Origin of the sequence: Thermococcus argininiproducens (genome assembly GCF_023746595.1) — an archaeon.
Lineage (GTDB): Archaea > Methanobacteriota_B > Thermococci > Thermococcales > Thermococcaceae > Thermococcus_A > Thermococcus_A argininiproducens.
Window position 1 is genome coordinate 1770767 of sequence record NZ_CP080572.1, and the last position, 25874, is coordinate 1796640.

At 39.5% G+C, this 25874-nt stretch carries 37 protein-coding genes; 10 read left to right on the plus strand and 27 right to left on the minus strand.

From position 1 onward, the window contains the following. From mbhI (K1720_RS09575) to K1720_RS09690, 23 genes are all read right to left on the minus strand, one after another. Complete coding sequence (gene mbhI / locus K1720_RS09575; RefSeq protein WP_055281512.1) at positions 1–342, minus strand: membrane-bound hydrogenase complex subunit MbhI; 342 nt, start codon at positions 340–342, stop codon at positions 1–3. Beyond that, on the minus strand, positions 339–1892 hold the full coding sequence (locus tag K1720_RS09580; RefSeq protein ID WP_251948950.1) for a proton-conducting transporter transmembrane domain-containing protein: 1554 nt from the start codon (positions 1890–1892) through the stop codon (positions 339–341). The genes mbhI (K1720_RS09575) and K1720_RS09580 overlap by 4 nt, the downstream gene beginning before the upstream one ends. Beyond that, on the minus strand, positions 1889–2254 hold the full coding sequence (locus K1720_RS09585) for a sodium:proton antiporter (RefSeq protein ID WP_251948952.1): 366 nt from the start codon (positions 2252–2254) through the stop codon (positions 1889–1891). The genes K1720_RS09580 and K1720_RS09585 overlap by 4 nt, the downstream gene beginning before the upstream one ends. After that, a complete protein-coding gene (locus tag K1720_RS09590; RefSeq protein WP_055281507.1) occupies positions 2244–2711 on the minus strand; it encodes an MnhB domain-containing protein in 468 nt (155 codons plus the stop codon). The genes K1720_RS09585 and K1720_RS09590 overlap by 11 nt, the downstream gene beginning before the upstream one ends. Next, positions 2708–2983 carry a hydrogen gas-evolving membrane-bound hydrogenase subunit E gene (mbhE, locus tag K1720_RS09595; RefSeq protein ID WP_055281505.1) on the minus strand — a complete coding sequence of 92 codons (276 nt, stop codon included), beginning with the start codon at positions 2981–2983 and terminating at the stop codon, positions 2708–2710. Before mbhE (K1720_RS09595) ends, K1720_RS09590 begins: the two co-directional genes overlap by 4 nt. Then, on the minus strand, positions 2980–3243 hold the full coding sequence (locus K1720_RS09600; protein ID WP_055281503.1) for a Na(+)/H(+) antiporter subunit B: 264 nt from the start codon (positions 3241–3243) through the stop codon (positions 2980–2982). The genes mbhE (K1720_RS09595) and K1720_RS09600 overlap by 4 nt, the downstream gene beginning before the upstream one ends. Further along, the gene (gene mnhG / locus K1720_RS09605) at positions 3240–3590 is read right to left on the minus strand and encodes a monovalent cation/H(+) antiporter subunit G (RefSeq protein ID WP_251948954.1); all 351 of its coding nucleotides are present in this window, start codon (positions 3588–3590) and stop codon (positions 3240–3242) included. Before mnhG (K1720_RS09605) ends, K1720_RS09600 begins: the two co-directional genes overlap by 4 nt. Then, a complete protein-coding gene (locus K1720_RS09610; RefSeq protein ID WP_055281499.1) occupies positions 3587–3862 on the minus strand; it encodes a monovalent cation/H+ antiporter complex subunit F in 276 nt (91 codons plus the stop codon). Before K1720_RS09610 ends, mnhG (K1720_RS09605) begins: the two co-directional genes overlap by 4 nt. Then, positions 3859–4362 (minus strand): Na+/H+ antiporter subunit E, encoded by a 504-nt coding sequence (locus K1720_RS09615; protein WP_251948956.1) that lies wholly within the window; start codon positions 4360–4362, stop codon positions 3859–3861. Before K1720_RS09615 ends, K1720_RS09610 begins: the two co-directional genes overlap by 4 nt. Before the next feature lie 283 nt (positions 4363–4645). Beyond that, a complete protein-coding gene (locus K1720_RS09625; protein ID WP_256468515.1) occupies positions 4646–5215 on the minus strand; it encodes a 4Fe-4S binding protein in 570 nt (189 codons plus the stop codon). Beyond that, positions 5212–6201, minus strand: a complete 990-nt coding sequence (locus K1720_RS09630) for a respiratory chain complex I subunit 1 family protein (protein WP_251948958.1) — start codon at positions 6199–6201, stop codon at positions 5212–5214. Before K1720_RS09630 ends, K1720_RS09625 begins: the two co-directional genes overlap by 4 nt. Then, positions 6198–7490 (minus strand): hydrogenase large subunit, encoded by a 1293-nt coding sequence (locus K1720_RS09635; RefSeq protein WP_251948960.1) that lies wholly within the window; start codon positions 7488–7490, stop codon positions 6198–6200. Before K1720_RS09635 ends, K1720_RS09630 begins: the two co-directional genes overlap by 4 nt. Then, positions 7487–8011 (minus strand): NADH-quinone oxidoreductase subunit C, encoded by a 525-nt coding sequence (locus K1720_RS09640; RefSeq protein WP_251948962.1) that lies wholly within the window; start codon positions 8009–8011, stop codon positions 7487–7489. Before K1720_RS09640 ends, K1720_RS09635 begins: the two co-directional genes overlap by 4 nt. Next, positions 8008–8478, minus strand: a complete 471-nt coding sequence (locus tag K1720_RS09645) for an NADH-quinone oxidoreductase subunit B family protein (protein ID WP_251948964.1) — start codon at positions 8476–8478, stop codon at positions 8008–8010. The genes K1720_RS09640 and K1720_RS09645 overlap by 4 nt, the downstream gene beginning before the upstream one ends. A 4-nt stretch (positions 8479–8482) precedes the next feature. Continuing rightward, a complete protein-coding gene (gene mbhI, locus K1720_RS09650; RefSeq protein WP_251948966.1) occupies positions 8483–8830 on the minus strand; it encodes a membrane-bound hydrogenase complex subunit MbhI in 348 nt (115 codons plus the stop codon). Between the two features lies 1 nt (position 8831). Then, on the minus strand, positions 8832–10418 hold the full coding sequence (locus tag K1720_RS09655) for a proton-conducting transporter transmembrane domain-containing protein (RefSeq protein WP_251948979.1): 1587 nt from the start codon (positions 10416–10418) through the stop codon (positions 8832–8834). Further along, positions 10415–10777 (minus strand): NADH-quinone oxidoreductase subunit K, encoded by a 363-nt coding sequence (locus tag K1720_RS09660; protein WP_055281484.1) that lies wholly within the window; start codon positions 10775–10777, stop codon positions 10415–10417. The genes K1720_RS09655 and K1720_RS09660 overlap by 4 nt, the downstream gene beginning before the upstream one ends. Beyond that, entirely contained in the window at positions 10774–11229 is a 456-nt protein-coding gene (locus K1720_RS09665; protein ID WP_251948981.1) for a Na(+)/H(+) antiporter subunit B, read from the minus strand. Before K1720_RS09665 ends, K1720_RS09660 begins: the two co-directional genes overlap by 4 nt. Then, positions 11226–11519 (minus strand): hydrogen gas-evolving membrane-bound hydrogenase subunit E, encoded by a 294-nt coding sequence (mbhE, locus tag K1720_RS09670; protein ID WP_251948983.1) that lies wholly within the window; start codon positions 11517–11519, stop codon positions 11226–11228. Before mbhE (K1720_RS09670) ends, K1720_RS09665 begins: the two co-directional genes overlap by 4 nt. After that, on the minus strand, positions 11516–11782 hold the full coding sequence (locus tag K1720_RS09675) for a DUF4040 domain-containing protein (RefSeq protein WP_167888038.1): 267 nt from the start codon (positions 11780–11782) through the stop codon (positions 11516–11518). The genes mbhE (K1720_RS09670) and K1720_RS09675 overlap by 4 nt, the downstream gene beginning before the upstream one ends. Further along, positions 11779–12144 carry a monovalent cation/H(+) antiporter subunit G gene (gene mnhG / locus K1720_RS09680; protein WP_423837313.1) on the minus strand — a complete coding sequence of 122 codons (366 nt, stop codon included), beginning with the start codon at positions 12142–12144 and terminating at the stop codon, positions 11779–11781. The genes K1720_RS09675 and mnhG (K1720_RS09680) overlap by 4 nt, the downstream gene beginning before the upstream one ends. Beyond that, positions 12141–12404, minus strand: a complete 264-nt coding sequence (locus tag K1720_RS09685; RefSeq protein WP_251948985.1) for a cation:proton antiporter — start codon at positions 12402–12404, stop codon at positions 12141–12143. Before K1720_RS09685 ends, mnhG (K1720_RS09680) begins: the two co-directional genes overlap by 4 nt. Continuing rightward, on the minus strand, positions 12401–12901 hold the full coding sequence (locus K1720_RS09690; protein ID WP_251948987.1) for a monovalent cation/H+ antiporter subunit E: 501 nt from the start codon (positions 12899–12901) through the stop codon (positions 12401–12403). The genes K1720_RS09685 and K1720_RS09690 overlap by 4 nt, the downstream gene beginning before the upstream one ends. Before the next feature lie 344 nt (positions 12902–13245). Between K1720_RS09690 and K1720_RS09695 the strand changes: the two genes are divergently transcribed. From K1720_RS09695 to K1720_RS09710, 4 genes are all read left to right on the plus strand, one after another. Beyond that, positions 13246–13461: a TRAM domain-containing RNA chaperone gene (locus K1720_RS09695; protein ID WP_004066496.1), complete on the plus strand. Its 216-nt coding sequence runs from the start codon at positions 13246–13248 to the stop codon at positions 13459–13461. Between the two features lie 168 nt (positions 13462–13629). Beyond that, positions 13630–14448, plus strand: coding sequence for an undecaprenyl-diphosphate phosphatase (locus K1720_RS09700; RefSeq protein WP_251950703.1), 819 nt, complete (start codon positions 13630–13632; stop codon positions 14446–14448). Next, on the plus strand, positions 14445–15704 hold the full coding sequence (glmU, locus tag K1720_RS09705) for a bifunctional sugar-1-phosphate nucleotidylyltransferase/acetyltransferase (protein WP_251948990.1): 1260 nt from the start codon (positions 14445–14447) through the stop codon (positions 15702–15704). Before K1720_RS09700 ends, glmU begins: the two co-directional genes overlap by 4 nt. Positions 15705–15710: 6 nt before the next feature. Further along, entirely contained in the window at positions 15711–16820 is a 1110-nt protein-coding gene (locus tag K1720_RS09710; RefSeq protein WP_251948992.1) for a DUF835 domain-containing protein, read from the plus strand. Between the two features lie 19 nt (positions 16821–16839). Here K1720_RS09710 and K1720_RS09715 read toward each other — a convergent pair whose 3' ends face one another. The 4 genes from K1720_RS09715 to K1720_RS09725 form a co-directional block, all read right to left on the minus strand. Beyond that, positions 16840–18012, minus strand: a complete 1173-nt coding sequence (locus K1720_RS09715; RefSeq protein WP_251948994.1) for a CBS domain-containing protein — start codon at positions 18010–18012, stop codon at positions 16840–16842. A 106-nt stretch (positions 18013–18118) separates the two neighbouring features. Further along, the gene (locus K1720_RS10680; protein WP_341480965.1) at positions 18119–18379 is read right to left on the minus strand and encodes a hypothetical protein; all 261 of its coding nucleotides are present in this window, start codon (positions 18377–18379) and stop codon (positions 18119–18121) included. Between the two features lie 11 nt (positions 18380–18390). Then, positions 18391–18732, minus strand: a complete 342-nt coding sequence (locus K1720_RS10685) for a hypothetical protein (protein WP_341480966.1) — start codon at positions 18730–18732, stop codon at positions 18391–18393. An 89-nt stretch (positions 18733–18821) separates the two neighbouring features. Beyond that, on the minus strand, positions 18822–20078 hold the full coding sequence (locus K1720_RS09725) for a S8 family peptidase (RefSeq protein ID WP_251948996.1): 1257 nt from the start codon (positions 20076–20078) through the stop codon (positions 18822–18824). Positions 20079–20252: 174 nt separating this feature from the next. Here K1720_RS09725 and K1720_RS09730 point away from each other — a divergent pair, with 174 nt between their 5' ends. From K1720_RS09730 to pyrH, 6 genes are all read left to right on the plus strand, one after another. Then, positions 20253–20867, plus strand: coding sequence for an energy-coupling factor ABC transporter permease (locus tag K1720_RS09730; protein WP_251948998.1), 615 nt, complete (start codon positions 20253–20255; stop codon positions 20865–20867). Continuing rightward, the gene (locus tag K1720_RS09735) at positions 20864–21112 is read left to right on the plus strand and encodes a PDGLE domain-containing protein (RefSeq protein ID WP_251948999.1); all 249 of its coding nucleotides are present in this window, start codon (positions 20864–20866) and stop codon (positions 21110–21112) included. The genes K1720_RS09730 and K1720_RS09735 overlap by 4 nt, the downstream gene beginning before the upstream one ends. After that, entirely contained in the window at positions 21105–21770 is a 666-nt protein-coding gene (locus tag K1720_RS09740; RefSeq protein WP_341480967.1) for an energy-coupling factor transporter transmembrane component T, read from the plus strand. The genes K1720_RS09735 and K1720_RS09740 overlap by 8 nt, the downstream gene beginning before the upstream one ends. Then, positions 21767–22552, plus strand: a complete 786-nt coding sequence (locus K1720_RS09745; RefSeq protein WP_251949003.1) for an energy-coupling factor ABC transporter ATP-binding protein — start codon at positions 21767–21769, stop codon at positions 22550–22552. The genes K1720_RS09740 and K1720_RS09745 overlap by 4 nt, the downstream gene beginning before the upstream one ends. Positions 22553–22636: 84 nt before the next feature. After that, complete coding sequence (gene malP / locus K1720_RS09750) at positions 22637–25132, plus strand: maltodextrin phosphorylase (RefSeq protein WP_251949005.1); 2496 nt, start codon at positions 22637–22639, stop codon at positions 25130–25132. Between the two features lie 62 nt (positions 25133–25194). Continuing rightward, complete coding sequence (gene pyrH, locus K1720_RS09755) at positions 25195–25872, plus strand: UMP kinase (RefSeq protein WP_251949007.1); 678 nt, start codon at positions 25195–25197, stop codon at positions 25870–25872. Positions 25873–25874 lie beyond the last annotated feature (2 nt).

A 25874-nucleotide genomic window follows, 5' to 3' on the forward strand; every position in this document is an offset into this window, starting at 1 on the left:
TCACACCCCTCCAATTAAGATGAATGTTATTATAGCTCCAACTCCCAGGTACCATAGGATATAATCCCTTATGTCTCCTGTATGCATAGTTTGAAGTACTGTGTAATACCCTTTTAGAGCCTCTATGAATCCCCAATAAATATCACCTGCTTTTACTTGGACTTTTTCCTTTGTTGGTTCAATGTTACCACTTAAGTAAGGTTTCACCTGATCGCTTTCCTTCTTATATGAGGGGTTACCTCTGGAATAAATGAGGTAGGCAACTATTGCAAAAAGTGCTAGGAATATCAGCCAAAGCAGAGGGTTCCAAAATCCAGATGGAGTTGTTAGTGTAAAGCTCATGCTAAACCACCCCAGCTATGATATTGTGCAAAGTTAATTAACGCATCAACTGCTGGATACACAAGTTTATCCAATACTATGTTCGGGAAGAGACCGAATAGTATACACAATACTGCCAAAATGACCATTGCTATAACCATAGGCTTTGGAACCTCTCGTTTCTCTTGGAATTTCTCTAACGGTGGTCCAAGGAAGGCTGATGCAAAAACCTTAACGAATGAAGCCAGTGTCAGGACACTAGTCACCATAGCGAATACCGTAAGGAGGGGGTTTAACCTATAGGAAGTCTCATAAATTAGAAGCTTACTTGCAAATCCGTTAAATGGTGGTAAACCAGATATTGCAGCAGCTCCGACCATGAAGCTTATTGTTGTTATCGGCATTTTTCTTGCAAGACCGCCCATTTCATTGAGGTTCCTAGTTCCAGTGACATAAAAGAGTGCTCCTGCTGTCATCAGAAGCAAGCTCTTGTAAATAATGTGGTTAATTATATGGAAAACTCCTCCCGCCATTGCGTCCCTTCCAAATTCTGCGAGCTTAGATGGATCATGTAACACTGTTAATCCAACGCCCACACCCAAAAGCATGTAACCTGTCTGGGAGATAGCGTGATAGCTCATCAATCTCTTAACGTCTTTTTGCACGAGAGCCATTGTAACTCCAATGAACATTGTGAGCACTCCAAGGATGGACATTATCCAACCTACCCGAGCAAGATCTATTACTACGTTTGCAAAGAGCGTGAAACTGACTCTAAAGAGAGCGTAAAGGCTTGCATATGTTGCTACCAACAAGGGTGGGTTTATTCCAGCTGGCACTTCAGTATAAGCATCAGGTACCCAGTAATGCATTGGAACTGCACCGCACTTCATTGCAAATGACGTAAATAACAACCCAAGGGCTATCATGTCTACCATGTTAAAGGATACATTTTTTGCTATGTAAGCCAAATTTAAGTTTCCATACTGACCATAAAGTATGGCTACTGCAAATAGTACCATAAGAGAAGCTACAGCACTAACGATGAGATACTTTATTCCGGCCTCACTTGCTTCCCCACGGTAGTTTCTAAAGCCTACTAAGGCCGAACCCGCTATTCCTGCTATTTCTAAGAACACAAACAGGTTAAATAGATCTCCAGTGAGCACCATGCCCAAAATTCCAGTTTCTAAGAGCATCAGTAACGCATAGTATTTTTCTAATCCTGCCTCTTTTTCAACATGTGTATATGAATATATGGCCCCAATAAAGCTCATCAAAGTGGCAGAAATTGCCATGAAGGCTCCCATTGCATCTACTTCAAACATAATTCTTATCGGAACCGCGTAACCAGAAGGCAATACTATAGATGGCTTGTCTGCTCCAAAGACGTATACCATTATCCCATTAGTAACTACTTCCTTTGCCAGCAAGAGGGAGAGAATCACAGTACTACCAGTGATCAAGGCGGCCCACATCGAGACCCCTTTGTAATGCTTCTTGAAGAGTGGTGCTATAAACGCTCCGAAGAGTGGAACCGCCACCATTAAAGCAGGTAAGTGCTCAATCATCCCCTCAACCTCCTTACTCTTGTAATATCTAAGGTTCCATAGTGCTTGTAGATGTTAACTGCAAAGGCAAGCATCAACGCAGTTACTGCAACACCTATGACAATGCTCGTAAGAGTCAGTGCTTGGGGAGTCGGAAGAACCATTCTTCCCACAGCTTCCTGTGGTGCTTGAGTGTAGATTGGGACATATCCACCTTTGATGTATCCCACGGCTACAATGAACATGTTCACAGCGCCTTCTAAGATTTCGACTCCGATAACTACTTTTATGAGATTCCGCTTGAAGCCAATAGTGTAAAATCCTAACGCAAGTAGGATTGCAACTACAATAAATGGGAAGTTCACAAAGATGTTACCATTCATCTCTCTCCCTCCTTAGAATCAAGAAGAAGATTAGTATGATGCTTGTAAGACCAGCCAAGACTTTTGTTCCAACGAAGATGTTAAGGTATGAGAGGGTTCCTCCAGTATTCAAGTATCCAGGATTTATCCCCTCTGGTGTGGGGGCGCCAAAGAGAAATCCACTGTTTGCTATTGCATTTTTCAGGAAGGTATAGCCCATTAGTCCCAAGAGGCCAATGCCCAAAAATCCAAGTGCTCCAATGCTCTCCAGTTGAGTTAAGGGGGTTTTTTCAAAGAGTTCTTGGACTTTGTCTTTGCTGTTAGCTACGATCAACAACGCCAAACCACTTGCAAAAACTGCTCCTCCCTGAAAACCACCTCCTGGAGTTAAATGTCCATGGAGGATTATATATGCCCCAAATACAAGTATCAATGAAGCCAGAAATCTAGTAGTTGTCCTTATGATCGTGGTAGTCATTTTCCTCTCCCCCCATACTGCCTCAGTGCCATTAAAACTCCAGCTACTGCAGTAAATAGAACTGTGGCTTCGCCAAGAGTATCGAAACCTCTGTAGTCAAACACAACGCTTGTAACGACATTATTAGCTGACGCTTCTTCTTGAGCATGATCTATAAAGTATGCATCCATTTCCATATGAGGAGGTTCTCCAAAAGGCCTTATACTTATGGCCGCTGCAAATAGGAATAGCGTAAATGCCAAGAATGCAAAAAGTCCCAATGCTCTCCTCATTCTACCACCTCCTCATCGGTGGTGTTTCGTATAGCAAGAAGATACATCGCCGTTGTGAGTCCTGCTCCAACACCAGCCTCTGCTATTGCTACATCTGGTGCTTGTAGAATATAGAACTCCACAGAAAGAGCCAAGCTAAAAACAGCCATTGCAATTACTGCTGAGATTAAGTTCTTGAACCTAATTGCTGCTATTGAACTTCCAATTAAAGCTATGGCTATTAGAACTTGAATTGCCCAGAAAAATGTTTCAGGATTCATAGCCTCCCCTCCAATTCATCTATTACCGCACCATATGGTCGTATACCTGATTTTCTAGCAGCCCTACCCAACGCATGAGCTCCTACTGGATTTGTTAAGACCAAGAATATGACCACAAGTGCTGAATGGATTCCCATTGTAATCCATGCAGTATCATGACTAAGTCTCCAGTTGTAGATTGAATAAACGATCGCACTGAGTACTATGAAAATGGTCCCGAACGTGGTACACTTTGTAGAAGCGTGAATCCTTGTATAAACATCAGGAAATCTAAGGATTCCTACGCTCGCTAGCAGATTGAAACCTACTCCAATGGCAAGCAAGAGTAATAATAGCCACTCAATCATGCCACTCCCACCTTTTTCTTCACTAGATATCTGGCTATGTAAAGGGTCGCAATATAGCTTAACACAGCATAAACAAGAGCAACATCAATCATCACTGCCTGTTTGGTAATAATGCCATACAGAACCATTGCGCCAGCAGTTGTAGTTGTTAAGGCATCCAGAGCTACAGCCCTATCAGGTATTGTTGGCCCGATTAACATTCTTATCATGGTTAATGTAGCCGAAACGAGTAATAGTATCATTGCAGTCATAAATATACTCTCAGGCGTCATTCCGCAATCCCCCTTGCCCATTTTGGTAAATATCCACAAAGCTCCTCAGGAGTTGGTTTCTCTTTTCCGGGAGGCACATTAATCCAGTGAACGTAGAAATTACCTTCTTCGTCAATTTCAAGTGTAAATGTTCCTGGTGTTAGGGTTATTGAATTTGCTAGAAGCGTTCTGCTTTCATCTCTAGTCAAATTCGGAGAGATTTTGACAATTCCTGGCCTTATCTTACCTGTAATGACTCTATAAGCAACATCAAGGTTCGCTTTTGCCATGGCGTAGAAAAAGGGTCCTAGTGCATATATAATAAAAAGCACCCATCTTTTTGGATTAAAGAAGTAATCCAGTCTTTCATCCATTATATTTCTTGTAACATAGCCTATTATGGCCGCTATTATAATGCCCGCCACTAGTTCTTCTGGACTCCATAGTAAAATACTGCCCGAACCTGCAGTCAAAACAAGGTATACAATTAACGACCAAAGGAAAGATGTTGCAAAGGACATTTTCTCACCTCATCTTTAGGTTCTAAACCTTTTGGGAGCATATTTCAACCTAATTCCATTACTCGCTTAGCTAAATTCCATTAAATACGTTTCTTAAACGAAAGGTTAAAAACATGAAATTTGACAAACATAAAAGTAATAAAGCTTTACATAAAATAGAACATTGAGATACAAGAATATACTAAATTGTTCAATAATGCAAAAAATAATAATTTTGATCCTCAAAAATGTACAAACTCTAGAAGAATATATAAAAATAAATCATAATAATATAGAAAAAAGGTCACTCTTCGTATTCCTCTATGGCACCAAACTTACATACTGTAGCACACACACCGCATCCAACACACTTATTTGGATCGATTTTGTGAACTACCCTAGGTGCCCCTTCAATGGCATTTTGTGGACAATTTCTAGCACATAGAGTACAACCCTTACATTTTTCAGGGATTATTCGATATTTCTTTGTCTTTCCTCCCTGTTGAGCAATCATCTCCTCAATTTCCTCCTCTTTAAGCCATCTTAAGGCATCATCATATTTATTGTAGGTAGCCAATAGAAACTCATCACTCATCTCTAAGGCACTTACAGGACATACATCCACACATTGCTGACAGAAGACACATCTGCCCAACCAAAGTGTCACTTTCTTTATTTCTGGAACATATTCGAACACCCCTGCCGGACATACACTTATACACAACTTACATCCAATACATTTGTCCACGTGATACACTAACTTCCCCCTGAAACCTTCTGGGGTTGGTAAAGGCTCGCTTTTAGGGAAAGGATTTGTGGCTGGTTTTTTAAATAGGTTTCTTAGAACTACTGAAAGTGTTGGAGGAACTTTCATGCAATCACCCCCAAAATATCCATCGCTAGCAAAATTGCTCCAATAATGCTCGCAGGCAATATTCTACTCCAGAATAAGTTGACAGCCTGTGTAATCCTAAGCCTTCCTGTAACCGCTCTAAACACACTCATGCTAACAAAAAGAACTATGAAAACTTTTATTGTATGGAACACCAAGTCTACGAATATTGCCCCAATACCGCTCATTCCAAGATATCCGCTTAATCCCCAGGGGAAGAATATTGCCACCACTAAGCTAGCACTTGCGAATTCTTTTAATGCACTGCTTAATTTAAATAATGCGAGATGTCTACCACTATATTCTGCCATAGGCCCTTCAGCAACCTCTGTTTCTGCCTCAGGGATATTGAAGTAACCCACTTCAATCTCACTTGCAAGCCAAAAGATAAATACTATTAAAAGAATTAAGGTACCAACGATTGTTAATGGAGTCCCAATTTCCCATATATTGTACTGATATAGAGTCTCTAGACTAAAAGGTCTTTCTGCGCCAAGTTTAGCTAGACGCCACAATATTGCAAAAAGTCCAAGCATCATAGATACCTCTCTTGAAGCCAACATTATAATTTCCCTTTGAGCACCTATCTGGGCATAAGGAGAGCCTGAACTCACCCCTCCTATCACTCTTATGAAAGCTATTAATGCGAGTAAGTAAAGAAATACAAGCACATCTCCTTTTGTGGCAAAGAGTGGACCAAATCCAACAGGAGTATATGCCAAGAGGGAGATTGATGCTGCTAAGGCCAACACTGGAGCTATTTCGAATAACTTATTTGAATCCCTTGGAATTATAGCTTCTTTACTAACAAGCTTTAAGAAATCATAAAAGGGCTGGAGTAGAGGGGGACCCATTCTTCTCTGCATTCTAGCGACTAACTTCCTATCCAAGCCCTCCCATAGGAGAGAAACAAATGAAACATAAATATAAACTCCCACTAATCCAAGGGTTGCATATAAAATATTCATAGTCTTACACCCCCACATGTACTTCCAATTAGTTCAGGTTTCGCTTTTATGTTTGGGTTGATCTCTCTTGTTTTATCTATTGAAGCCTTAAGCAGGTCTCTTTCGGTCAATATTCTCTTGATACCAGTATTTGAATCTATTATAGCCACTCTATCTGTACAGCTTAAACACGGATCAATTGAGGCTATCGCCACCGGCACGTCTGCAAGTTGCTCTCCAACTAATGCCCTTGCAACTGCAAATAAGTTTGGAAAAGTGGGTTCCCTTGCCTTCCACTTTGCTGGGCCGTCTGTCCCAGGATTTGCTCTCACATAATGGATAGTCTCTCCTCTAGGAGCCTCATATCTCCCAATTCCCATACCATCTGCTTTTTTCAGCTTAACCAGTGCTACGTTGTCCTTTGGAAATGTTTTTATTTTTCCTTCAGGCATTTGGTCAAAAGCTCGCTCTATAATCTCCATACTTTGCCAAAGTTCACCAACTCTAACAACCATTCTGTCAAAAACATCTCCCTTTATTACCCCCGTGAACTCCTTTGGAGTTATGGGTTTAACTCCTAGATCAGGGTAAACACCAAGTTGTTCATTATATCTTATATCTTTCTTAATTCCACTCCCTCTTGCAGTTGGACCTTGGGCACTATATTCAATTGCAATTCTTTTTGGGATGACTCCTGCATCCCTTAAACGTGCCTCTACTGTGGGATCATAAAGAAAGATTTCTTCTATCTTTGGCATTATCTCCTCCCTATAGTACTTTATCATCTCAAGAATCGCCCTTTTATGCTTCTCTTCTATGTCCCTTCTAACACCACCAATTGTATTCATAGCATAGTTCACTCTGTTACCACCAATTGCCTCCAAGATATCCATCACTCTCTCCCTGGCAAGCCAACTCAAGTGAAGAACAGTATCATATCCAATTGCATGTCCAACTACTCCAAGGTTGAGCAGGTGAGAATGGATCCTCTCCAGCTCTCCTATGATTGCCCTAATGTATTCAGCCCTCTCAGGCACTTCTATACCTGCCATTTCCTCAACGGCTCTAGTATATGTGTGATTATGAGAAAATGAACATATTCCACAAATTCTTTCAACCAAATAAAGCAATTGAATGTAGTTTCTTCTCATAGCAATCCATTCAAGTCCCCTTAAATTATAACCTAACTTAACGTCAACGTTTATTATACGCTCTCCATCAAGGGTTATAATAAACTTCTCTGGCTCCTCTAATGCTGGATGAATTGGACCAATTGGAATTTTAACCCAATATTCAATTCTGCCATTCATTGTGACCCCTCCTTTTTGACTTTGTAAGGGTGTCCAGCATTTTTCACCATCTCTGGAGTTATGCCTGTTTCATCAAGTCTCAATGGATAAACCCCCTCTGGGAAGTCATCAGGAAGGAATAATCTTCTTGGATCAGGTATGCCTTCAAAGACTATTCCAAGAAACTCCTGATTCTCTCTTTCATATGGTACCGAGCTGGGAAATACATCCCCAAGAGAGGGTATCTTAGGGCTCTCCTTTGGACAGGTTGTTGTCACAGCTACTGATAGGCTTGGTTCCTCTTCACAGAAAAGCTCCAAGTGATATGTAGCACTTAGGTAGTCTCCTCTATCCTCACCAATTATTATTGAGAATTGGGCATGAGGGTCAATTTCTTGAAGACACTTCATGAGGCTTTTGAAATTCTCCCTATCAACCCCTATCCAAATTCTTTTCCGAGGGTAGGGTGTTTTAGTCTGTGAGATATGAGTTTCAACCTCAAATCTCTCTTTAATTTTTTTGATTAATTCTTCCGGGGTCATTCTTTCTCACCTTCTATCTTTTTTAGAAGCTTTTCCAAGCCCAAAACTACACCATAAAGAACTGCCTCAGGTCTTGGGGGGCATCCTGGAATAAACACATCTACTGGAATATGCTTATCAAGTGGCGCATTCGTGAAAGGACTCTCAAAAAATACACTCCCTCCCGTCGGACAAGCACCAATAGCAATAACAACTTTTGGGTCTGGAGTTTGTTCATAGATCAACTTAACTCTTTCAAGACTCTGATCAGTAATCGGCCCAGTTACAAGTAAAATGTCTGCATGTCTCGGTGTCCCTACTAGTTTAACACCAAACCTCTCCGCATCATAACGAGGAGTCAATGCAGCAATTATCTCAATATCACATCCGTTACATGAACCACTATTAACATGAAAGACCCAAGGTGATCTTCCAAGATATTTACAAAGTTTTGAGATCTTCTTTTCAAGCATTTCTCTCTCACTCATCATTTCACCCCCAAATAACCATGAGACCAAGCAGTATCGCTACAGTAATTAGTAAATAACTAACATAATCAGTGAGCAAACCAGTGTGTTCCCTTCTAAAAGTCAAAAACATTCTGTTTATTCCCCTAACTAGTCCCCACATAACATGTCTCCCTGTAAAATATCCTCTAAAATGTTCAAATTGAGGGATAACCTTATCCTGGTCTTCTCCACTTATAAAGATCTTAGTACCATCTCCTGCCTTTCTAGTCCCAGCACTTACATTCTCAGCCCATTTCATGAGCAAATAACTAATCAGCAGACCAATAACAAAGGCATAAATAAAGTAAAGGGCATCCCAATAACCAAACATCTCACACCCCTCCCACGAACTTAACAAGTGCCATTATGTATTCCCCTTTGAGCTGCTCAAGCATTTTTGCCACTGGTAACATGACTTTCTCATTTATTTGCCAAGGCAAGAGACCCATTAAAATTATAACCAGCATTAAGAGTAGCATTGGAATAAGCATTGTTTTTCCTGGCTCTCTAGCAGTTTTCACTCGTTCACTCTCAATTCCTAAAAAGGTGAATAATACCCTTGTATAAGCTGCTAATGAAAACACAGTGCCAATCACTGCAATCACGGCCAAAATTGGATTATACATTGCAGAGCTTTCATAGATAAGCCACTTGCTTGCAAAACCATTTAGTGGAGGGAGCCCTATTATTGCTGCAGCACCTATTAAAAAGGAGAGAGTAGTAAATGGCATTCGTCTTGCTAATCCACTAAGTTCGTTCAGATTTTTTGTTCCAACTTGATGAATTACTGCACCAGCCACAAAAAAGAGGAGTGCCTTTATGACTGCGTGATTAACTATATGATAAACGGCGCCTGTTAAAGCTATTTCCCCAGCCTTCTCTCCGTACGCAACTACTCCAATTCCAATTCCAAGAAGAATATACCCAATTTGACCGACACTTGAGAAAGCAAAAAGCCTTTTCATATCTGTTTGAATAACTGCCATTGCATTTCCAACAATTAACGTTAAGCAACCAAAAAATATTATTGCCCACCCTAGTGTATTCACGCCAATAGAAGGTGCACCAAAGACCTTGAGATATTCATGCAACCCCGGATTAAAGATTCCGAATATTATTCTAGCTATAGCATAAACACCGCCCACTTTAATAACAAGGCCAGAGAGCATTGCTGAAATAGAGCTTGGAGCTGCTGGATGAGCATCAGAAAGCCACATATGGACTGGAACTGCACCACTCTTAAATAATAGTCCACCAATAAGAAAGGCAAGGGCAACCCTACTTACGAGAGTCGGATTTTCTGCTATTTTTACTGCTAGATATGCCATTGTAAGTGTACCATACTGCCCATATAGGAGTGCAATTCCCAACAAGATAAAGGAGCTTGCAAGAGATCCTACAAACATGTATTTAATTCCCGCTTCGATTCCTTCCCAAGTGTCATTTCTGAATGCAACCAACACATAGCTTGCTATACTCATTATTTCGATGAAAACATAGAAGTTGAAAATGTCCCCAGTGATTACTATACCCAGCATTCCGAGTTCTAAAACGAGTACTAAAGTGTAGTATTTATCTAACCCACTATCCTCTTTCATGTATCCTAAAGAGTATACTATCGCTAGAAAACTTACAAAAGCCACTGTTAATGCAAGTAAGGCTCCAAACAGATCAACTTCCCATATTATCCTAATTGGGAACTTAACTCCCTCCCCAATTGGACTCACATCGCCCAACGTATAGAGAAGTATCTCGTTGCTTCTCCAAATACTGTAAAATATCCTTGCAGCAATTGCAAATGTAAACCCACTGATAATTACTGCCCAGTATTCTCTCACTTTTCTTCCTAACAAACCAAGTATTGGCATAGAGAATGCCCCAAATAACGGAGTTATTATAAGCCATGGAAGGGCATTCATCCTCTCAACCTCCTTAGTTTGCTCACATCAAGAGTTCTGTAGTGCTTATATGCATTAATTGTCAAAGCCATTGCAAGAGAAAGAACACAAACTCCAATAACAATGCTGGTAAGCACCAAAGCTTGGGGAATCGGTCCTACCATTGGGACCCCTTCTAATGTTTCATATCCGGTATATATTGGGGCTGTCGGCAAAATACCATTCTCTAAGCGATAACCTAGACTTATAAGCAATAAATGAATCCCTGCATCAACTAAATTTAACGCCAGAATTAGCTTAATGAGATTCCTCTTGTACAAAAATGCATAGATCCCCATAAATATCATCAGGAATGCAGTTACAAATTGTAAGGGTATCACTTTTTCCACCTCCTGAACAATGCAATTGCGAATAACGCACTAACTAACCCTGTGTATACTTTTAAACCCACAGCTAAGTTCATTATGGGCAAATATCCTGCCGAAAGAAGGCTTCCAGGTTCTCCATTGAAAATCGGTCCTTCATGCCACAGGGTGTTATAAAAGAACACGACGCCAAAACCAAGCATGCCCATTGCTAGAAATACCAATCCACCGATACCTTCCAGAGTAGAGTATAACGTCTTGTTAATCCTGTTTTTTGTCTCGCTAAGACCAAAAGCTATTAAGAAAAGAACCCCTGCACCCGCTACAGTAGCACCACCTTGGAATCCACCTCCAGGTGTGAGGTGCCCATGAGCAATTACATAAGCACCAAATATTCCAATAAGAGGTATAGTAACTCTCGCCATTGTTTTAACTATAAGACCCATGTCATTATTTTGGCTGTTCATTCCTCTTCCCTCCATTTTCTAAGTAAGGCAATTGCACCTGCTATGGAAGTAAACAATACTGTCGCTTCCCCTAGTGTGTCGTAACCTCTATAGTCAAACACGATGTCGGTGACGATATTTGTACCCCCTACCTCTTCCACACCATGGTCTATGTAGTATTGATCCGTATAGCGGTATTTTTGCCATTCTTCGCCCCCTAAACCAAACTGTAAACCATAGTTCGGATTAGCAACTACTAAGAGAACTCCCAACATGAAAAGTAATGACAATGCCCCAAAAGTCGTTTTCATGGCGCCTCACGCTCCCATCTCTCGGTTTTTGATATTCCATAAACAACTATTGCAGTAACAATGCCTGCTCCCACTGCAGCCTCCGCTATCGCCACATCAGGAGCATGAAGCATGTAAAATTCCAAACTAAGAAGAAGACTCATAGCAGTTGATGCTAAAGCTGCTGAGAGCAGATCCCTAGTAGTTATCATCCAATATGAAGAAATCAATATGCTAATTAACAGAATCACTTGTATCGCCATATCAACATTAACTACATTCATTGGATCTCACCTCGGAGTTTTGTCTCATATGCATCAATGACAGCTTTTGCAGGTTTGTAACCACTAAGATGGGCTGCTTTTGCTATCGCGTGAGCCCCTGTAGGATTGGTTAACATCAGTGCTATTAGTGCCACTAAGCTGTGAAGAGCCATCTGAAGATACTTTGGATTGTTTGTCTCCTTTATCTGCCAGATAGAATGTACAACAACTGCAAAAACAGCAAATATTGTTCCAAATGTGGTGCACTTTGTTGCTCCATGAAGTCTAGTATATACGTCTGGAAACCTATGAAGAGAGAAACTTCCTAATATGTTAAATATAATACTTACAGCGAGGAGAGCATAAACTATGAAATCGATCACTCTAATCCCCCCTGTAGATATTTGGCAACCACTAATGTACCAATATAGCTGAGAAGAGCATACACTATTGCGATATCAATGTAAATTACCCTATCATAAGCGGCCCCCAACAGGATCATTCCTGCAACTATTAGAGTATTTAGTGTATCAACCCCCACAACTCTATCAGGAACACTTGGACCTAACATCACACGAACCAAAGTTATGACTCCTGCAAGAATCACTCCTAGTATCCCATAGAAAAACCCGATGAAAATCATTTCCCTAACCTCCTTGCCCATTTTTCAAATGAACCTGCAACGAGCTCTGAACTCTCTGGTTCCTCTTCTGTTACGTGTATCCAATGAACATAAAGGGCATTTTCCTCAGGACAAGCATCTATTGTTAAAGTACCCGGAGTCAATGTAATAGAATTGCTCAAAATGGTATACTGAGCTTTATTTTCCAAATCAACAGGGACCTTAACAATTCCTGGTTTTATTTTACCCGTGATAACTCTATAAGCTACATCCAAATTGGCTTTCACCATGCCCCAGAATAAAGGGCCTATTGCATATACTAAGAAGCCTACTACCTTAATAGGGTTTAAGAACCTCTTTGCTCTTTCTCCTATGATATTCCTAGTAGAAAATCCAATTACGAACGCAAAAATAATGCCCGCTATAATTTCTTCTGTACTCCAGAGCATGCCTTTGCTACCTGCCGTAAGTACAAGCCAGAGCACAAACGACCATATGAATGCAACAATGAAACTCATTTTTCCCACCTCAACTTTTGGTTTACATCCCAGTCCTCACCTATTTTTCCATTTATCGATATTAAATTCAATTGTTTCTTTTAAAAGGGTTTTGTAAAGGGCTAAATTAACAACAAAGGTATATAAGATCTTGTTTCCAACCAAAAGTTATGTAAAAACCCGTTTTTTGATGGCAGATTAGAATGAACAATGTACTAAAATACGCGATGCACAACTTTTATTAGCACTAATGTTTACCTCCATGTGAAGTTAAAATAAAAATGCAAAAGTTTATAAACTCCAGAAAGAAGTAAGTTTGGCGCTCTTTTAAGGGGCGTTAAGAATTTGAAAGGAGATTGTTGGAAATGTATGGAGATAGATTTGGTGGAAGGAGATTTGAAGCCCCAGTGAAGGTTGGGGAAAGATATAAAGTGAAGATAGAGAGTATAGGTCAAGGTGGAGACGGCATAGCTAGGATTAAGGGATTTGTAGTATTCGTCCCAAACACAAAAGTTGGGGATGAAGTTGAGATTGTCATTAACAGTGTAAAAAGAAAATTTGCCTTCGCTGAGGTTATTTGATAACGCTCAAGATTTTTTGATTACTCAGAGATCCGAAGTTTGATTTCTTTTCTTAACTTTTTACATTATTTCTTTTAAAAGCCTCGCCCTTCACAGCAGGGAGAAGGTCAGTGTCTACTACGAAAGGTTTATTTATTACAAATCCAGTTAGTTTTATTAGTGGCAGCTATGGAGTATTATCAAGCAGTTTTTATTGGAATACTTCAAGGGATTACAGAATGGCTACCAATAAGCAGCTCGGGCCAGGTTATGCTCTCACTTATTAATTTCATAAGGATTTCTCCAGAAGACGCATACTCATATTCACTTATTCTGCATTTGGGAACACTAATGGCATTGCTTTTTAAATTTAGATATGATCTAGGTAAAATTATGTTCAAACTCCTTCTTTTTAGGTGGGAGGAGGAAGAAAAGTTTCTATTCTATTCCACATTATTCACCGGACTGATAGGTCTTCCATTATACAAAGGATTTAAATCCATTGTCTCGTCGTTTAACCCAGAAGCTGTAAATGGTATAATTGGTATAGCATTGATTCTCACGGGGATAATGTTAAAGAAAAGCCAAGAAGCGCCTTTAGAGAGACTTGAAAAAGGTCTCAAGAAAGAAAAAGATGAAGTCACAATAGTAGACGCAATAATAGCAGGAATAGCCCAAGGAGTAGCAGTTATTCCTGGTATATCAAGATCAGGGATGACGATAGGAAGTTTGTTACTTTTAGGTATAAAGCAAGAAAAAGCTGTTAGATTAAGCTTTTTAATGGCAGCCCCAGCTATAATTGGAGCCCTATTTCTAGAATTACCCGAAGCCTCAAGAACATCTGAACCTCTTTCTTTACCTTTAGCCTCCATACTTAGTGCATTCATTGTAAGTCTGCTCATGCTCGAGCTTATGATGAAACTCGCCAAGCGTCTTAATTTCTCAAGATTCTGCATCTTCTTTGGATTTATAGCTCTAATAGCTTCTTTAGTGGGGGTGTTAACTTGAAGGGTGTGATACTTGCTGCTGGAAAAGGAGAAAGGTTAAGACCTCTTACAGATGACAGACCCAAGGTAATGCTCAAAGTTGCTAATAAGCCAATAATAGAACATGTATTGGAAAACATTTATCCATTTGTAGATGAATTTATAGTGGTTGTGAGATACCATAAAGAGAAGTTAATGGAGCATCTTGGAGACGAATACGGAGGGAAACCTATAACTTACGTTGAACAAGTACAGGGAGAAGGAACCGCGAAGGCAATATACTCTGCAATTAAATATACAGAAAATGAAGAGTTTTTAACTGTTAATGGAGACATATACTTTGAGAGAGAAGGCATAAAAACGCTTCTCCAAGCATTTAGAAAACACAATGCTGATGCTGCTTTATTGGTAAAAGAATTTAAAGACTTGAGCCATTTTGGAATGGTAGAAATTGAAAACGAATCTGTAAAAGCAATAAAAGAAAAACCCGGCGCTATAAGTGGATATGCAAATTTAGGGATTTATTTCTTCAAGCCAGAAATTTTTGAATTCATCGAAAAAACCGGTGAAAGTGAACGTGGAGAATATGAAATTACAGACACAATAAACCTCATGATTAAGGAAAACAGGAAAGTTACTTATGCAGTTTATGAGGGGTACTGGAATGATATTGGTAGACCATGGAACCTTCTTGAGCTGAACGAATACCTCCTCAAAAACCATCTTAAACATAATATAAAAGGCATTGTAGAGGAAGGAGCTACTATCATCCCACCTGTAGAAATCGGAGAAGGAACTGTTGTACGAAGCGGAGCTTACATTATAGGACCAGTGAAAATTGGGAAAAACTCAAAAATAGGCCCCAATTGCTTTATCCGTCCCTATACCAGTATAGGAAACAAATGTCATGTTGGAAATGCAGTCGAAATCAAAAACTCAATAATAATGGATCACAGCAACGCTCCTCATCTGAATTACGTGGGTGACTCCATAATTGGAGAAAACACAAATCTTGGAGCTGGAACAATTACCGCCAACTTACGACATGACAATAAAAATATAAAGGTCGAAATAAAAGGTAAACTTGAAGATAGTGGTAGAAGAAAGCTTGGGGCAATAATAGGCCATAACGTGAAAACTGGAATTAATGTCACTATATACCCTGGCAGAAAGATAGGAAGCAACTCGTTTGTTGGCCCGGGATTAATAGTTGATAAAAATATTCCTCCAAATGTGCTGGTTGTAGCTAAACAGGAGAAAGAAATAATTACCTGGTGAAAAGGGATGGATTTCATCCCCTATATTAACTTTATTTCAAGATGGTTGTTGTTCCTAGCCGTAACATATAAAGCATTGAAAAGTAAAGAAAAAAGATGGGGGTTAATAGCCACGGCTCTTTTTATAAACGCTCTCGATATAGAGAGCTATATCTTAGAGCCTTTAGGGGTCGGTATAAAACCAGGGGCATATGAAATAACTTCCCAGCTCCCAGGTTTTCTAATGGCCACGTTTTTAGTATGGGGAGGAATACAACTCAAAAAGGAAAGAAGTGAATTTAAGGATGTTGCATATTTAGGATTTTTTGCCGTTGCTGCATACATATGGATCTTTCTATCAGCTACAGACTTTTTTGACAGGTTTTCACACTCATTTACAATAAAACTCTCATTTCCATACCTCGCCTTTGGGTTTTCATTGATCTACATTGGATACATACTAAGAAGTTACGTAGTGGCAAAAAAGAGTCTTGAGGAGCTATTTCCTTGGGGACTGGCCCTTTTAGGAGCAATAAACCTAACCTATCCAGTCACCCGAAATATTGAATGGCTTGTCCCCATAGCATTCCTACTTGCAGCCATTTTCAGATTTATAGCTGCTGTTGGAGCTCTGAAATTTGCTATATTTCCTGCAAAAATGGCTGTATTTGAAAGACCACAAAAAGAACATCCAACGGAGATTAAGGGGATTTTTCTATTTAATAGCAAAAAAGAACTCAAGAGAAACCTCCCAACCTTCTTCAGTGAGAATGTAATAATGATAACAAGGAATCCACCAAAAATAGATGACTTAGATAATGTGCTAGTTTATTGGCTCACTAAGATAGAAAGTGATACTATCAAACAAGATGGGAAGATTTACCCCATCTCTCCTGCAAAAATAGATATCTTGATAGACCTTTTAACTAGAAACCTTGAAAGCGGCTACAATGCCATTTATGTAGATGGATTCGAATATTTAGTGGTGGAAAATGGATTCGAAAGTGCAGCAAAATTTTTATTCGGGCTTAGAGACAGGGTGATGAGTAATGACAAAGCTCTAGCTGTTGTTTTAGACCCAAGAACACTAGATGATAGACAAATGGCACTTCTTGAAAGAGAACTTCGACTTCAATAGATAAAAGGTAGAGAAAAGTTCAGAATCCGAGATACTCTATAAATCTCCTAGTATGTTTTACATCTCTTTGGAGTTCGATTTTTTGAAGTATTTGTCTTTCTATTGCCCTAAGAGCATCATGCACAGCTTGTATAGCACCCCATGTCTCTCCTGTAGCAATATATTGTCCTTTATCTGTTACTATTCTCATCCTAGCTTGGTATAGATGCACTCCACGAAGCTTTTCTGGGAACCGTCTAATGTTCAAATAGATTATTCCCTCATTGCCTAGTACTTCTTCGTACCTATCGACAAACCTTCTCATATCAGCTACTATCCTTTCCCTAGTGAAATCACTCAGATAGTGAGCATCTCCTCCAAGTTGTAAATAGAACTTAGTCTTTTTCTCCACCATTCTTGAGATTGGAAGTAATAGATCCTTTACAGTTAACACTCCCTTAACAACATTCTCCCTATCCACAATTACAAGACCATCTATGTCATACTCTCTCATTAATTCAACTGCCTCTTTGACTGATGCTTCAGGGTCTATTGTAATCACTCCCTTAACCATGATGTCTCTGAGCTGCATTGAAAACGGAGGTATTTTCTCCCCTGCCACCTCTCCGAATTGGGCCTTGAACCTCGGCTTTATGAACCGAATTATTAGATCATGCAATGTTACGAGCCCTTCGAGTTTTCCTTCTTCAGTAACAATGGGTATTCTTGAAATTGCATAGTCCCTCATAGTTGCAAGAGCCTTTGCTACCGTGTCTCCGGGACCAAGAGTAACCACGTCCTTCGTCATAAATTCCTCGACTTTTCTTTTTCCAAACTCTTCTTTAACAATTCTTTCAAGAAGGGTTATATCGCTTATTACACCAATAATTGAATTTTTATCCTTCCCAACGGGAAGTGAACGTAAGTCAACCTCAATCATGAGTTTGGCTGTAACACTTAAGTCTTCTTCAAGCTTTACAACTGGTGCAGTCTTATATACATCCTTAACTTTGGCTTTTATTGGATCCCACTTCAAATGGGACCGAATTATCAAATCTTGAGTCAATACTCCTTTGTACATTTTTCCATCAAAAACAACAATTAAATCGGGGTCTTCTTTTTCAAAAATTCCAATGGCCTCAGAAAGAGGGGAGTTTATGTCGATTTTTGCAAATTTTTCTGTCATAACTTCCTGCACAGAAATCCCGACCATTCTTGACACCTCCTTCAATGTTATATTAGTTTTTATTCCATTTAAACCTTTCCAAGAGAAGGTTTATTTAAAAGAGGGAAATAAAATTTTTAGCCGACCGTTAATCTCAATTTAGCTTAAATGGATAGTTTTTCCTAAAAACCAGATAAACTCCAAATAAGGCACCAAGTGTGTTTACTAGAACATCCCTAACTTTATTTCCAATGCTCTCATGTATAAAAGAAATCTCACTTTCACTGAGTTTTTCAGCTACTTCCCATCCAATACTGAGCATGAATAGGATAACAAAAGAATATACGAGCAATTTTTTCTTATTAAGTCCTATATATCCGTTCCTAGTAAGATTAACTAAAATCTCAGTCACCAACAACCAAACCACTAATCCCCAAAAAAGTGGCTTATCATGTCAGCATTTCTCCATTCTTTGTGAAAAAGATCAATAGTAGTGAAAGGCACATTCACAAGAGAAACATGAATAGCTATGAATATTCCTAAAACCGCCATACTTTCCACATTATAGATAGGACTTAATATCAGGGCAATTTTTGAGGGAGGATTCTTAAGATATTTTTCAACAAGGTCAGGAATATAAAGCCCGATTAGTGCTACAGTAGTGCGATAAATATGATCAATTCTCCAATAAACAAGGGCAGTTACCAACCCAAGAAAAACTATGAACCTACTTACATTTAGCACTGTTTTTGGCTCTATATACACCACCTAAAAAAGTAGGAGTTTATCTAATTTAATGATTTTGGTGACCTAGGCCGCCCTAAAGGACGGATTTTTCGGAAGATAAAATTAAAAAATCAATTGATGGCAGCTTGCACAGCCAAATCTGCCCTCACTATCCCATATCCATAGTAAGGATCCCAACCAAGCAGTCCATGATCTTCTGCAGTTGTGTGGAGAATTTCTCTAAGTGCTTCAACCGAAAGAACTGTTCCATACTTGTTATAGCGAGCTGCTTGAACAAGTGCAACTACTCCACTCACATGGGGTGTTGCCATTGAAGTTCCACTCAGTGTTGTGTAACTATCATCTGGATATGTGCTTAATATATCAACACCAGGAGCGCTGACCTCTACTCCTCTATTACTCCACCAAGGCACCTGATCATTAACGTCAGTCGCACCAACAGCTATAACTTCAGGATATGCCGCTGGATAACTCGGACTTGAGGCACCATCGTTACCACTTGCCGCAACTATAATCACTCCCCAACTGTATGCCCAATTTATTGCATCATGGAAGGATTCGACATCACTTGACCCCCTAAGACTCATGCTTATTACTTCAGCCGCATCATCATCATCTGGGTCTCCAACTATTATTCCATCCCCGTCACTATCAAGTACACCATCGGGCCCTAATAAGGCCTGTTCAATCCCAAGAATTATATCACTGTATGAACCACTCCCACTTGGACCAAGAACTCTGATAGCGTATATCTCTACACTTGGAGCGACGCCAACAACACCTATCTCATTGTTTAAAGCCGCCACTGTGCCAGCTACATGTGTACCATGTCCATTCTGATCCCTGTAATCCTTAGGTTTTGTTGATACTTTTCCCCTAAGTACGCTAACCCCCCATGCTAAATTGGGAGCTAAATCTGGATGGTCATAGTCTATGCCCGTATCAAGTATTGCTACTTCGATCACTCCCCCACTTGCGCCATCACTTATACTCCATGCGTCTAGAGCTTTAACACGAGAAATGCCCCATGGAATTTCCTGAGGAGGTTGGGGAGGCTTTGGTTTACCAACTCCAGGAGGTTTCCCCTTTAATATATGAACTTCTGCATCATACTCTACCCTAATCACACCCTTAACATTCTTTACTCTCTCTAGTGCCCTAGAAGGAATGTCAACTACAACAATTGGAAAAATTCTTCCTTTTGCAACAACATTTCCACCCAACGCAAATATAAAACTCTCATTGAATTCTCTGTCTACTGTTACTATCACACGAACCTTTTCAACAGGAGCTCCCCATACTACACCTCCCATAGCTCCAAACATTACAAAAACCAAAAATAGAACAAAAATCTTATAAAATTTCATGACTTTTCACCCCTTTTGTAATGCTTTGCATTATAATTATTTAACAGTTTGGGTAGTATAACTTGTATAATATCTCGAACTTTTGGTTGCAAAGAAGAAGTTTAAAAAAGACTTTTATATGGTGGCATCTTGTGATAATTTAGTGTTACGAAGTATCGAAGGGAGGTGGAATCTGTGCACATACCAGATGGGCTGCTAAGCTTTCCTGTGATAGTAATTACATACGCCATAACCATAGCCTGTGTGGGCTACTCCTTAAGAAGACTGAAGGACTATCCTGAAGATAAAATTCCACTCTTAGGTTTATTCGCAGCTGGAATATTTGCTGCACAAATGGTAAACTTTCCCATAATAGGCGGAGTAAGTGGGCATTTACTTGGAGCAGTACTAGTAGCGGTACTCTTAGGACCTTATGCAGCAGTTGTTGTAATGACAGCTGTGTTGTTAATTCAAACTTTGCTTTTCGGAGATGGAGGGATTACTGCAATTGGAGCTAACATACTAAATATGGGAATATTAGGAGCATTTGTAGGTTATTGGGTTTATTCAAAACTTAAAAGCACCAACAAAACTCTTGCAATAGGCTTAGCCTCTTGGTTAGCAGTTGTTTTAGGAGCATTATTAACTTCAGTAGAAATAGGAATAAGTCACAGTCTACCATTTGGAAAACTCTTAACTCTAATGATAGGATATCACGCAATAATCGGAATTGGAGAAGCACTCATCACTCTTTCCGTGGTTCAAGCCTTAAGAGCTAAGCTTCCAGAAATAGGAGGTGTTCCAGCATGAGGCTTGTAATAAAAGGGTTACTAATAGTATTGATACTCTTAGCACTTATCCTTCCACTTGCTTCTGATAATCCCGATGGTCTTGAAGCTACTATGGAAAAATTGGGTCTAGAAGAATCTCCCATTTACAGTGCTCCTTTAGACTATGGTGAGACTTGGGGACAGGGGTTAATAATGGGCACATTTGGGATAATACTCGTGTTTGGAGCGGCATATGGAATTGCAAAAGTAGTAAAAGGTGTTTAACTTGTATCTTATTTTTCTTTTTGTGTATGCCATGCTCATTGCTACAAGACAAAGCATGACCGAGTTAGTATATTTCCTTCCACTGTTGGGCCTTCTTATAGCGCTCCTCAAACCTAAAAGACATATCTTTAAGCATTTAGGATTCCTTTTAGGATTTGAAGGTTGTTTGTTCCTCTTAGCACTGTTTATTCCCGGAAAAGCATTTATCACAACCCCTTTGGGAAATATTACATATGAAGGCATGCATAGATTTCTCTTTCTTGTAGGAAAAGCTTTCCTTTCAGCGTCTGCGGTTATCATAGTGTCAAACTCCCTTGGATTCTCATATCTCTTGGGAGAGATGGAAACACTTCGTTTTCCCCGAATACTGGTGTTAACTCTTGCATTTACCTATCGCTATTTAGAACTCTTTAAGGAAGAAGCCACTAGAATGAAGAGAGCACTTGATTCACGAGCAATAGGAATTAAAAAGAGGGAATACTATAAAAAACTAGGAGCTCTTATAGGGGAGATATTCGTGAGGGCATACATCAGAAGTATAAAAATCTACTGGGCAATGCTCTCAAGAGGATTTGGGGAGTTCCCTAAAGTCGAGAAACGAATAAAACCAGAAGCTTTAATACTATCTGTCATTGCTCTAGGGGTGATGTTGCTTTGATAGAGATCATAGATCTCCACTTTTCATATGACAGTAGAAAAGTGTTAGATGGCATCTCATTGCAAATAAATAGGGGTGAAGTGTTTGGTATCTTAGGACCCAATGGAGCTGGAAAATCTACCTTAATACTCCATCTGAATGGGATCTTAAAACCTAAAAAAGGTAAAGTGCTCGTAAAGGGCATAGATGCCAGTAAAAGACCCCAAGAGGTAAGAAAGTTCGTAGGAATTATATTCCAAGACCCCAATGACCAACTATTTTCCCCCAAAGTGTTTGATGATGTCTTATTTGGGCCATATAACCTAGGACTACGAGGAAAAGAACTTGAAGAAAGAGCTATAGAAGCTCTAATGACAGTCGGAATGTTGGATTACATAAATCGAGAAACCAAGGAATTAAGCTTTGGAGAGAAAAAAAGAGTCGCAATAGCCACTGTATTAGCAATGGATCCTGAGATTATTGTTTTCGACGAACCGTTTGCAAACTTAGATTTCAAAGGAAAGAAAATGTTAAGAGACCTCATTCTAAAGTTCAGAGGAGAAAAAACCATAATTCTCTCTTCTCATGAAGCAGAATACCTTACACTCTGCGACAGAATAGCCCTTTTAGACAAAGGGAAGATAGTAACCGTTGGGACTCCAGAAGAAGTTTTTAGCAACATTGACATCCTAAGGGCCCACAACTTAGATATTCCCCCTCTAATCGAGCTTTTCTTAGAGTTAGGATTAGGAATACCCAAAGGAGTAGAAGAAGCTAAAAACATTCTCAAAAAACTCTTATAGAAACTTTAATATTTCCACAATCCTTATAATGTATCACCCTCAATGAGTAATAGCAACCTTGTAGGTAAGAAGAGGGTGAAAAATATGGAGAGCGTTATCAATCAAATTAAATCCAAACTCCCAGAGAATCTTGAAGGGCTTTTAGAACTTGCGTACAACTATTGGTGGAGCTGGAACAGACGTGCTACAAAAATGTGGGAAAAAATAAACCCAGAACACTGGAAAGAGCATAAAAACCCTGTCAAACTTCTCCTTGACACCCCTGAAGAAAGACTAAATGAGCTCTCCAAAGATGATGACTTTATGAACCTATACGAGCTTGTTATTGATCAATTCAGACATTATATGAATCCGGAGAGTACTTGGTGCTCAACAAATTACCCCAAATGGGAAGAGCCAATAATATATCTCTGTATGGAATACGGTATAAGCAAAAGTCTTCCCATTTATTCAGGTGGACTTGGAATACTAGCTGGAGATCACGTGAAAACGGCCAGTGACCTCGGACTTCCTTTTATTGCTGTTGGCCTTCTTTACAAACATGGTTATTTTAAACAAGAAATAGATAAAGAAGGGAATCAAATAGAAGTTTTTCCTGAATACGATCCCAAAGAGATGCCGATTATCCCAATAACAAATGAAGAAGGACAACCTCTTCTTATAGAGGTGCCAATTGAAGACAGAATAGTTTATGCAAGAGCATTCGAAGTTAATGTAGGAAGAGTAAAACTCTATCTTCTGGATACTGATGTTTCTGAGAACTCGAATGATGATAGAGCAATATGTGATTATCTTTACAACGCTGAAATTGACAAGAGAATAAAACAGGAAATCCTCCTTGGAATCGGTGGAATGAGGCTTTTACAAGCATTAGGGATTAAGCCTGCAGTAATTCACCTTAATGAGGGGCATCCATCATTCGCAAACTTCCAAAGAATAGCCTGGTACATGGAAGAAGGCCTAAGCTTTTTGGAGGCCTTGACTCTGACCAGAAGCACAACAATATTCACAACTCATACTCCCGTCCCAGCAGGCCACGATAGATTTCCAATAAAGGAAGTAGAAAAGAGACTTTCCAAGTTCTTTGAACAGTTGCCTAAAGAAGATTTCCTTAATCTAGGCCGTGAAGGAGACCAGTTCAACATGACTCTTTTATCAATAAGAACGTCAAGTTACGTAAACGCCGTCAGTAAACTTCACACAAAAGTTACTAAAGAGATGTGGAAAGATCTTTGGAAAGGTGTCCCCCTTGATGAGATACCAGTAAAAGGCATCACAAATGGTGTCCACACAAAGACATGGCTTCATAATGAAATAAAAAAGCTTATTGATCGTTACATTGGTAGAGTGTGGAGAGACTATGCAGAACTTGAAGGCCTGTGGTATGCCATAGAAAGTATTCCCGATGAAGAACTATGGGAAGCCCATATAAGAGCCAAAAAAGAGTTCATAGAGCTTATCAAGAGAAAAATAAAAGAACGGAATAAACGTCTAGGAATCGATGAACCCATCCCAGATATAGATGAAAATGCTCTTATAATCGGTTTTGCAAGGCGTTTTGCGACTTATAAACGAGCAACTTTAATTTTGAGTGACTTAGAACGACTTAAAAAGATATTAAATGATCCAGAGAAACCCGTGTACATAATTTTTGGAGGAAAGGCTCATCCAATGGATAAAGCAGGTAAAGAATTTCTAAAGAGAGTTTACGAGATCTCACAAATGCCCGAATTCAAAAACAAGATAATAATCTTCGAAAACTATGATATGGGATCTGCTAGAGCAATGGTAGCAGGAGTTGATGTATGGTTAAACAATCCAAGAAGACCTCTAGAAGCCAGTGGGACAAGTGGTATGAAGGCTGGTCTCAATGGAGTATTGAATTTAAGCATTTATGATGGATGGTGGGTAGAAGGATACAATGGCAAAAACGGTTGGGTTATAGGAGAAGAAAGTGTTGAAGCAGAGAGTGAAGCAGATGATATAAGAGACGCAGAAAGTCTTTATGAGCTCCTTGAAAATGAGGTAATTCCCACATATTATGGAAATAGAACTCGTTGGATATATATGATGAAGGAAAGCATAAAGAGCATTGCCCCCAAGTTCAGTACACACAGAATGTTAAAGGAATACATGAACAACTTCTACTCAAAGGCACTAGCAAATTACATTCTCCTCCATAGAGACAACTTTAAAGCAACTAGAGAGATAGCAAGCTGGAAAGCAAAAATCTTCAGCTCATGGGAGAACGTTAGTATAGAAAAGGTTATAACTCATGATGCTACTGGTGTTGAAGTTGTAGTCGACCTAAATGGTCTTAATCCAGAAGACGTAAAAGTGGAGATCTATTATGGAGTCAAAGCAGAAGGTTATGCAATAGAGAAAGCATATGTGATAGAACTCAAACATCCACAAAATCTTGGAGGTACAAAATGGCTCTATCGCTACGAAGGGAATGCCCTCAGAAATTTGGGCCATCCATGCTGGCACTATGCAGTGAGAATATACCCCTCACATGACAAATTGCCCCACAAGTTTTTGCTTGGTCTTGTTAAATGGAAAGGCTTTTTTGAATTCTAATTCTTTAATTCATTTTTGGAAAACGTTATAAATCAAACTTCCTCAACTTAAGGAGGGTTACCATGAGAATAGTATTTGATATAGGAGGATCTGTTCTAGTTCCAGATAAGCCAGATGTCAAGTTTATAGACGAAATTGCCTACCAGTTAACAAAAATCAGTGAAGATCATGAAATTGCAGTTGTTGTTGGAGGAGGAAAAGTCGCAAGAGAATATATTCAGGCAGCAAAGACTTTTACTCCGAATGAAACCTTCAAGGATTATATTGGAATCCATATAACAAGAGCCAATGCAATGCTTCTAATAGCCGCACTTAGAGAGAAGGCGTATCCTTTCGTAGTAAGTGACTTCAGAAAAGCCTGGGAAGTCATGCAACTGAAAAAAATCCCGATAATGGGAGGAACTCATCCTGGGCATACCACTGATGCTGTAGCAGCACTTTTGGCAGAGTATCTCCAAGCCGACCTACTTGTGGTCATTACAAATGTGGATGGAGTTTACGACAGCGACCCCAAGAAAAATCCAAATGCAAAGAAATTAGAAAGGATATCAACTGAAAAACTAGTAGAAATAGCCATGCAAAGTGAGACTAAAGCTGGTGGGAGCGGGGTTGTTGATGCCCTTGCAGCAAAGTTTATCCAGAGAGGAAAGATAAGAACCCTTATCATTGGCAAAGAAGATGCAAGGACTTTATTCGATGCAATAAAAGGAAAGCATAAAGGCACATTAGTTGAACCTTAATT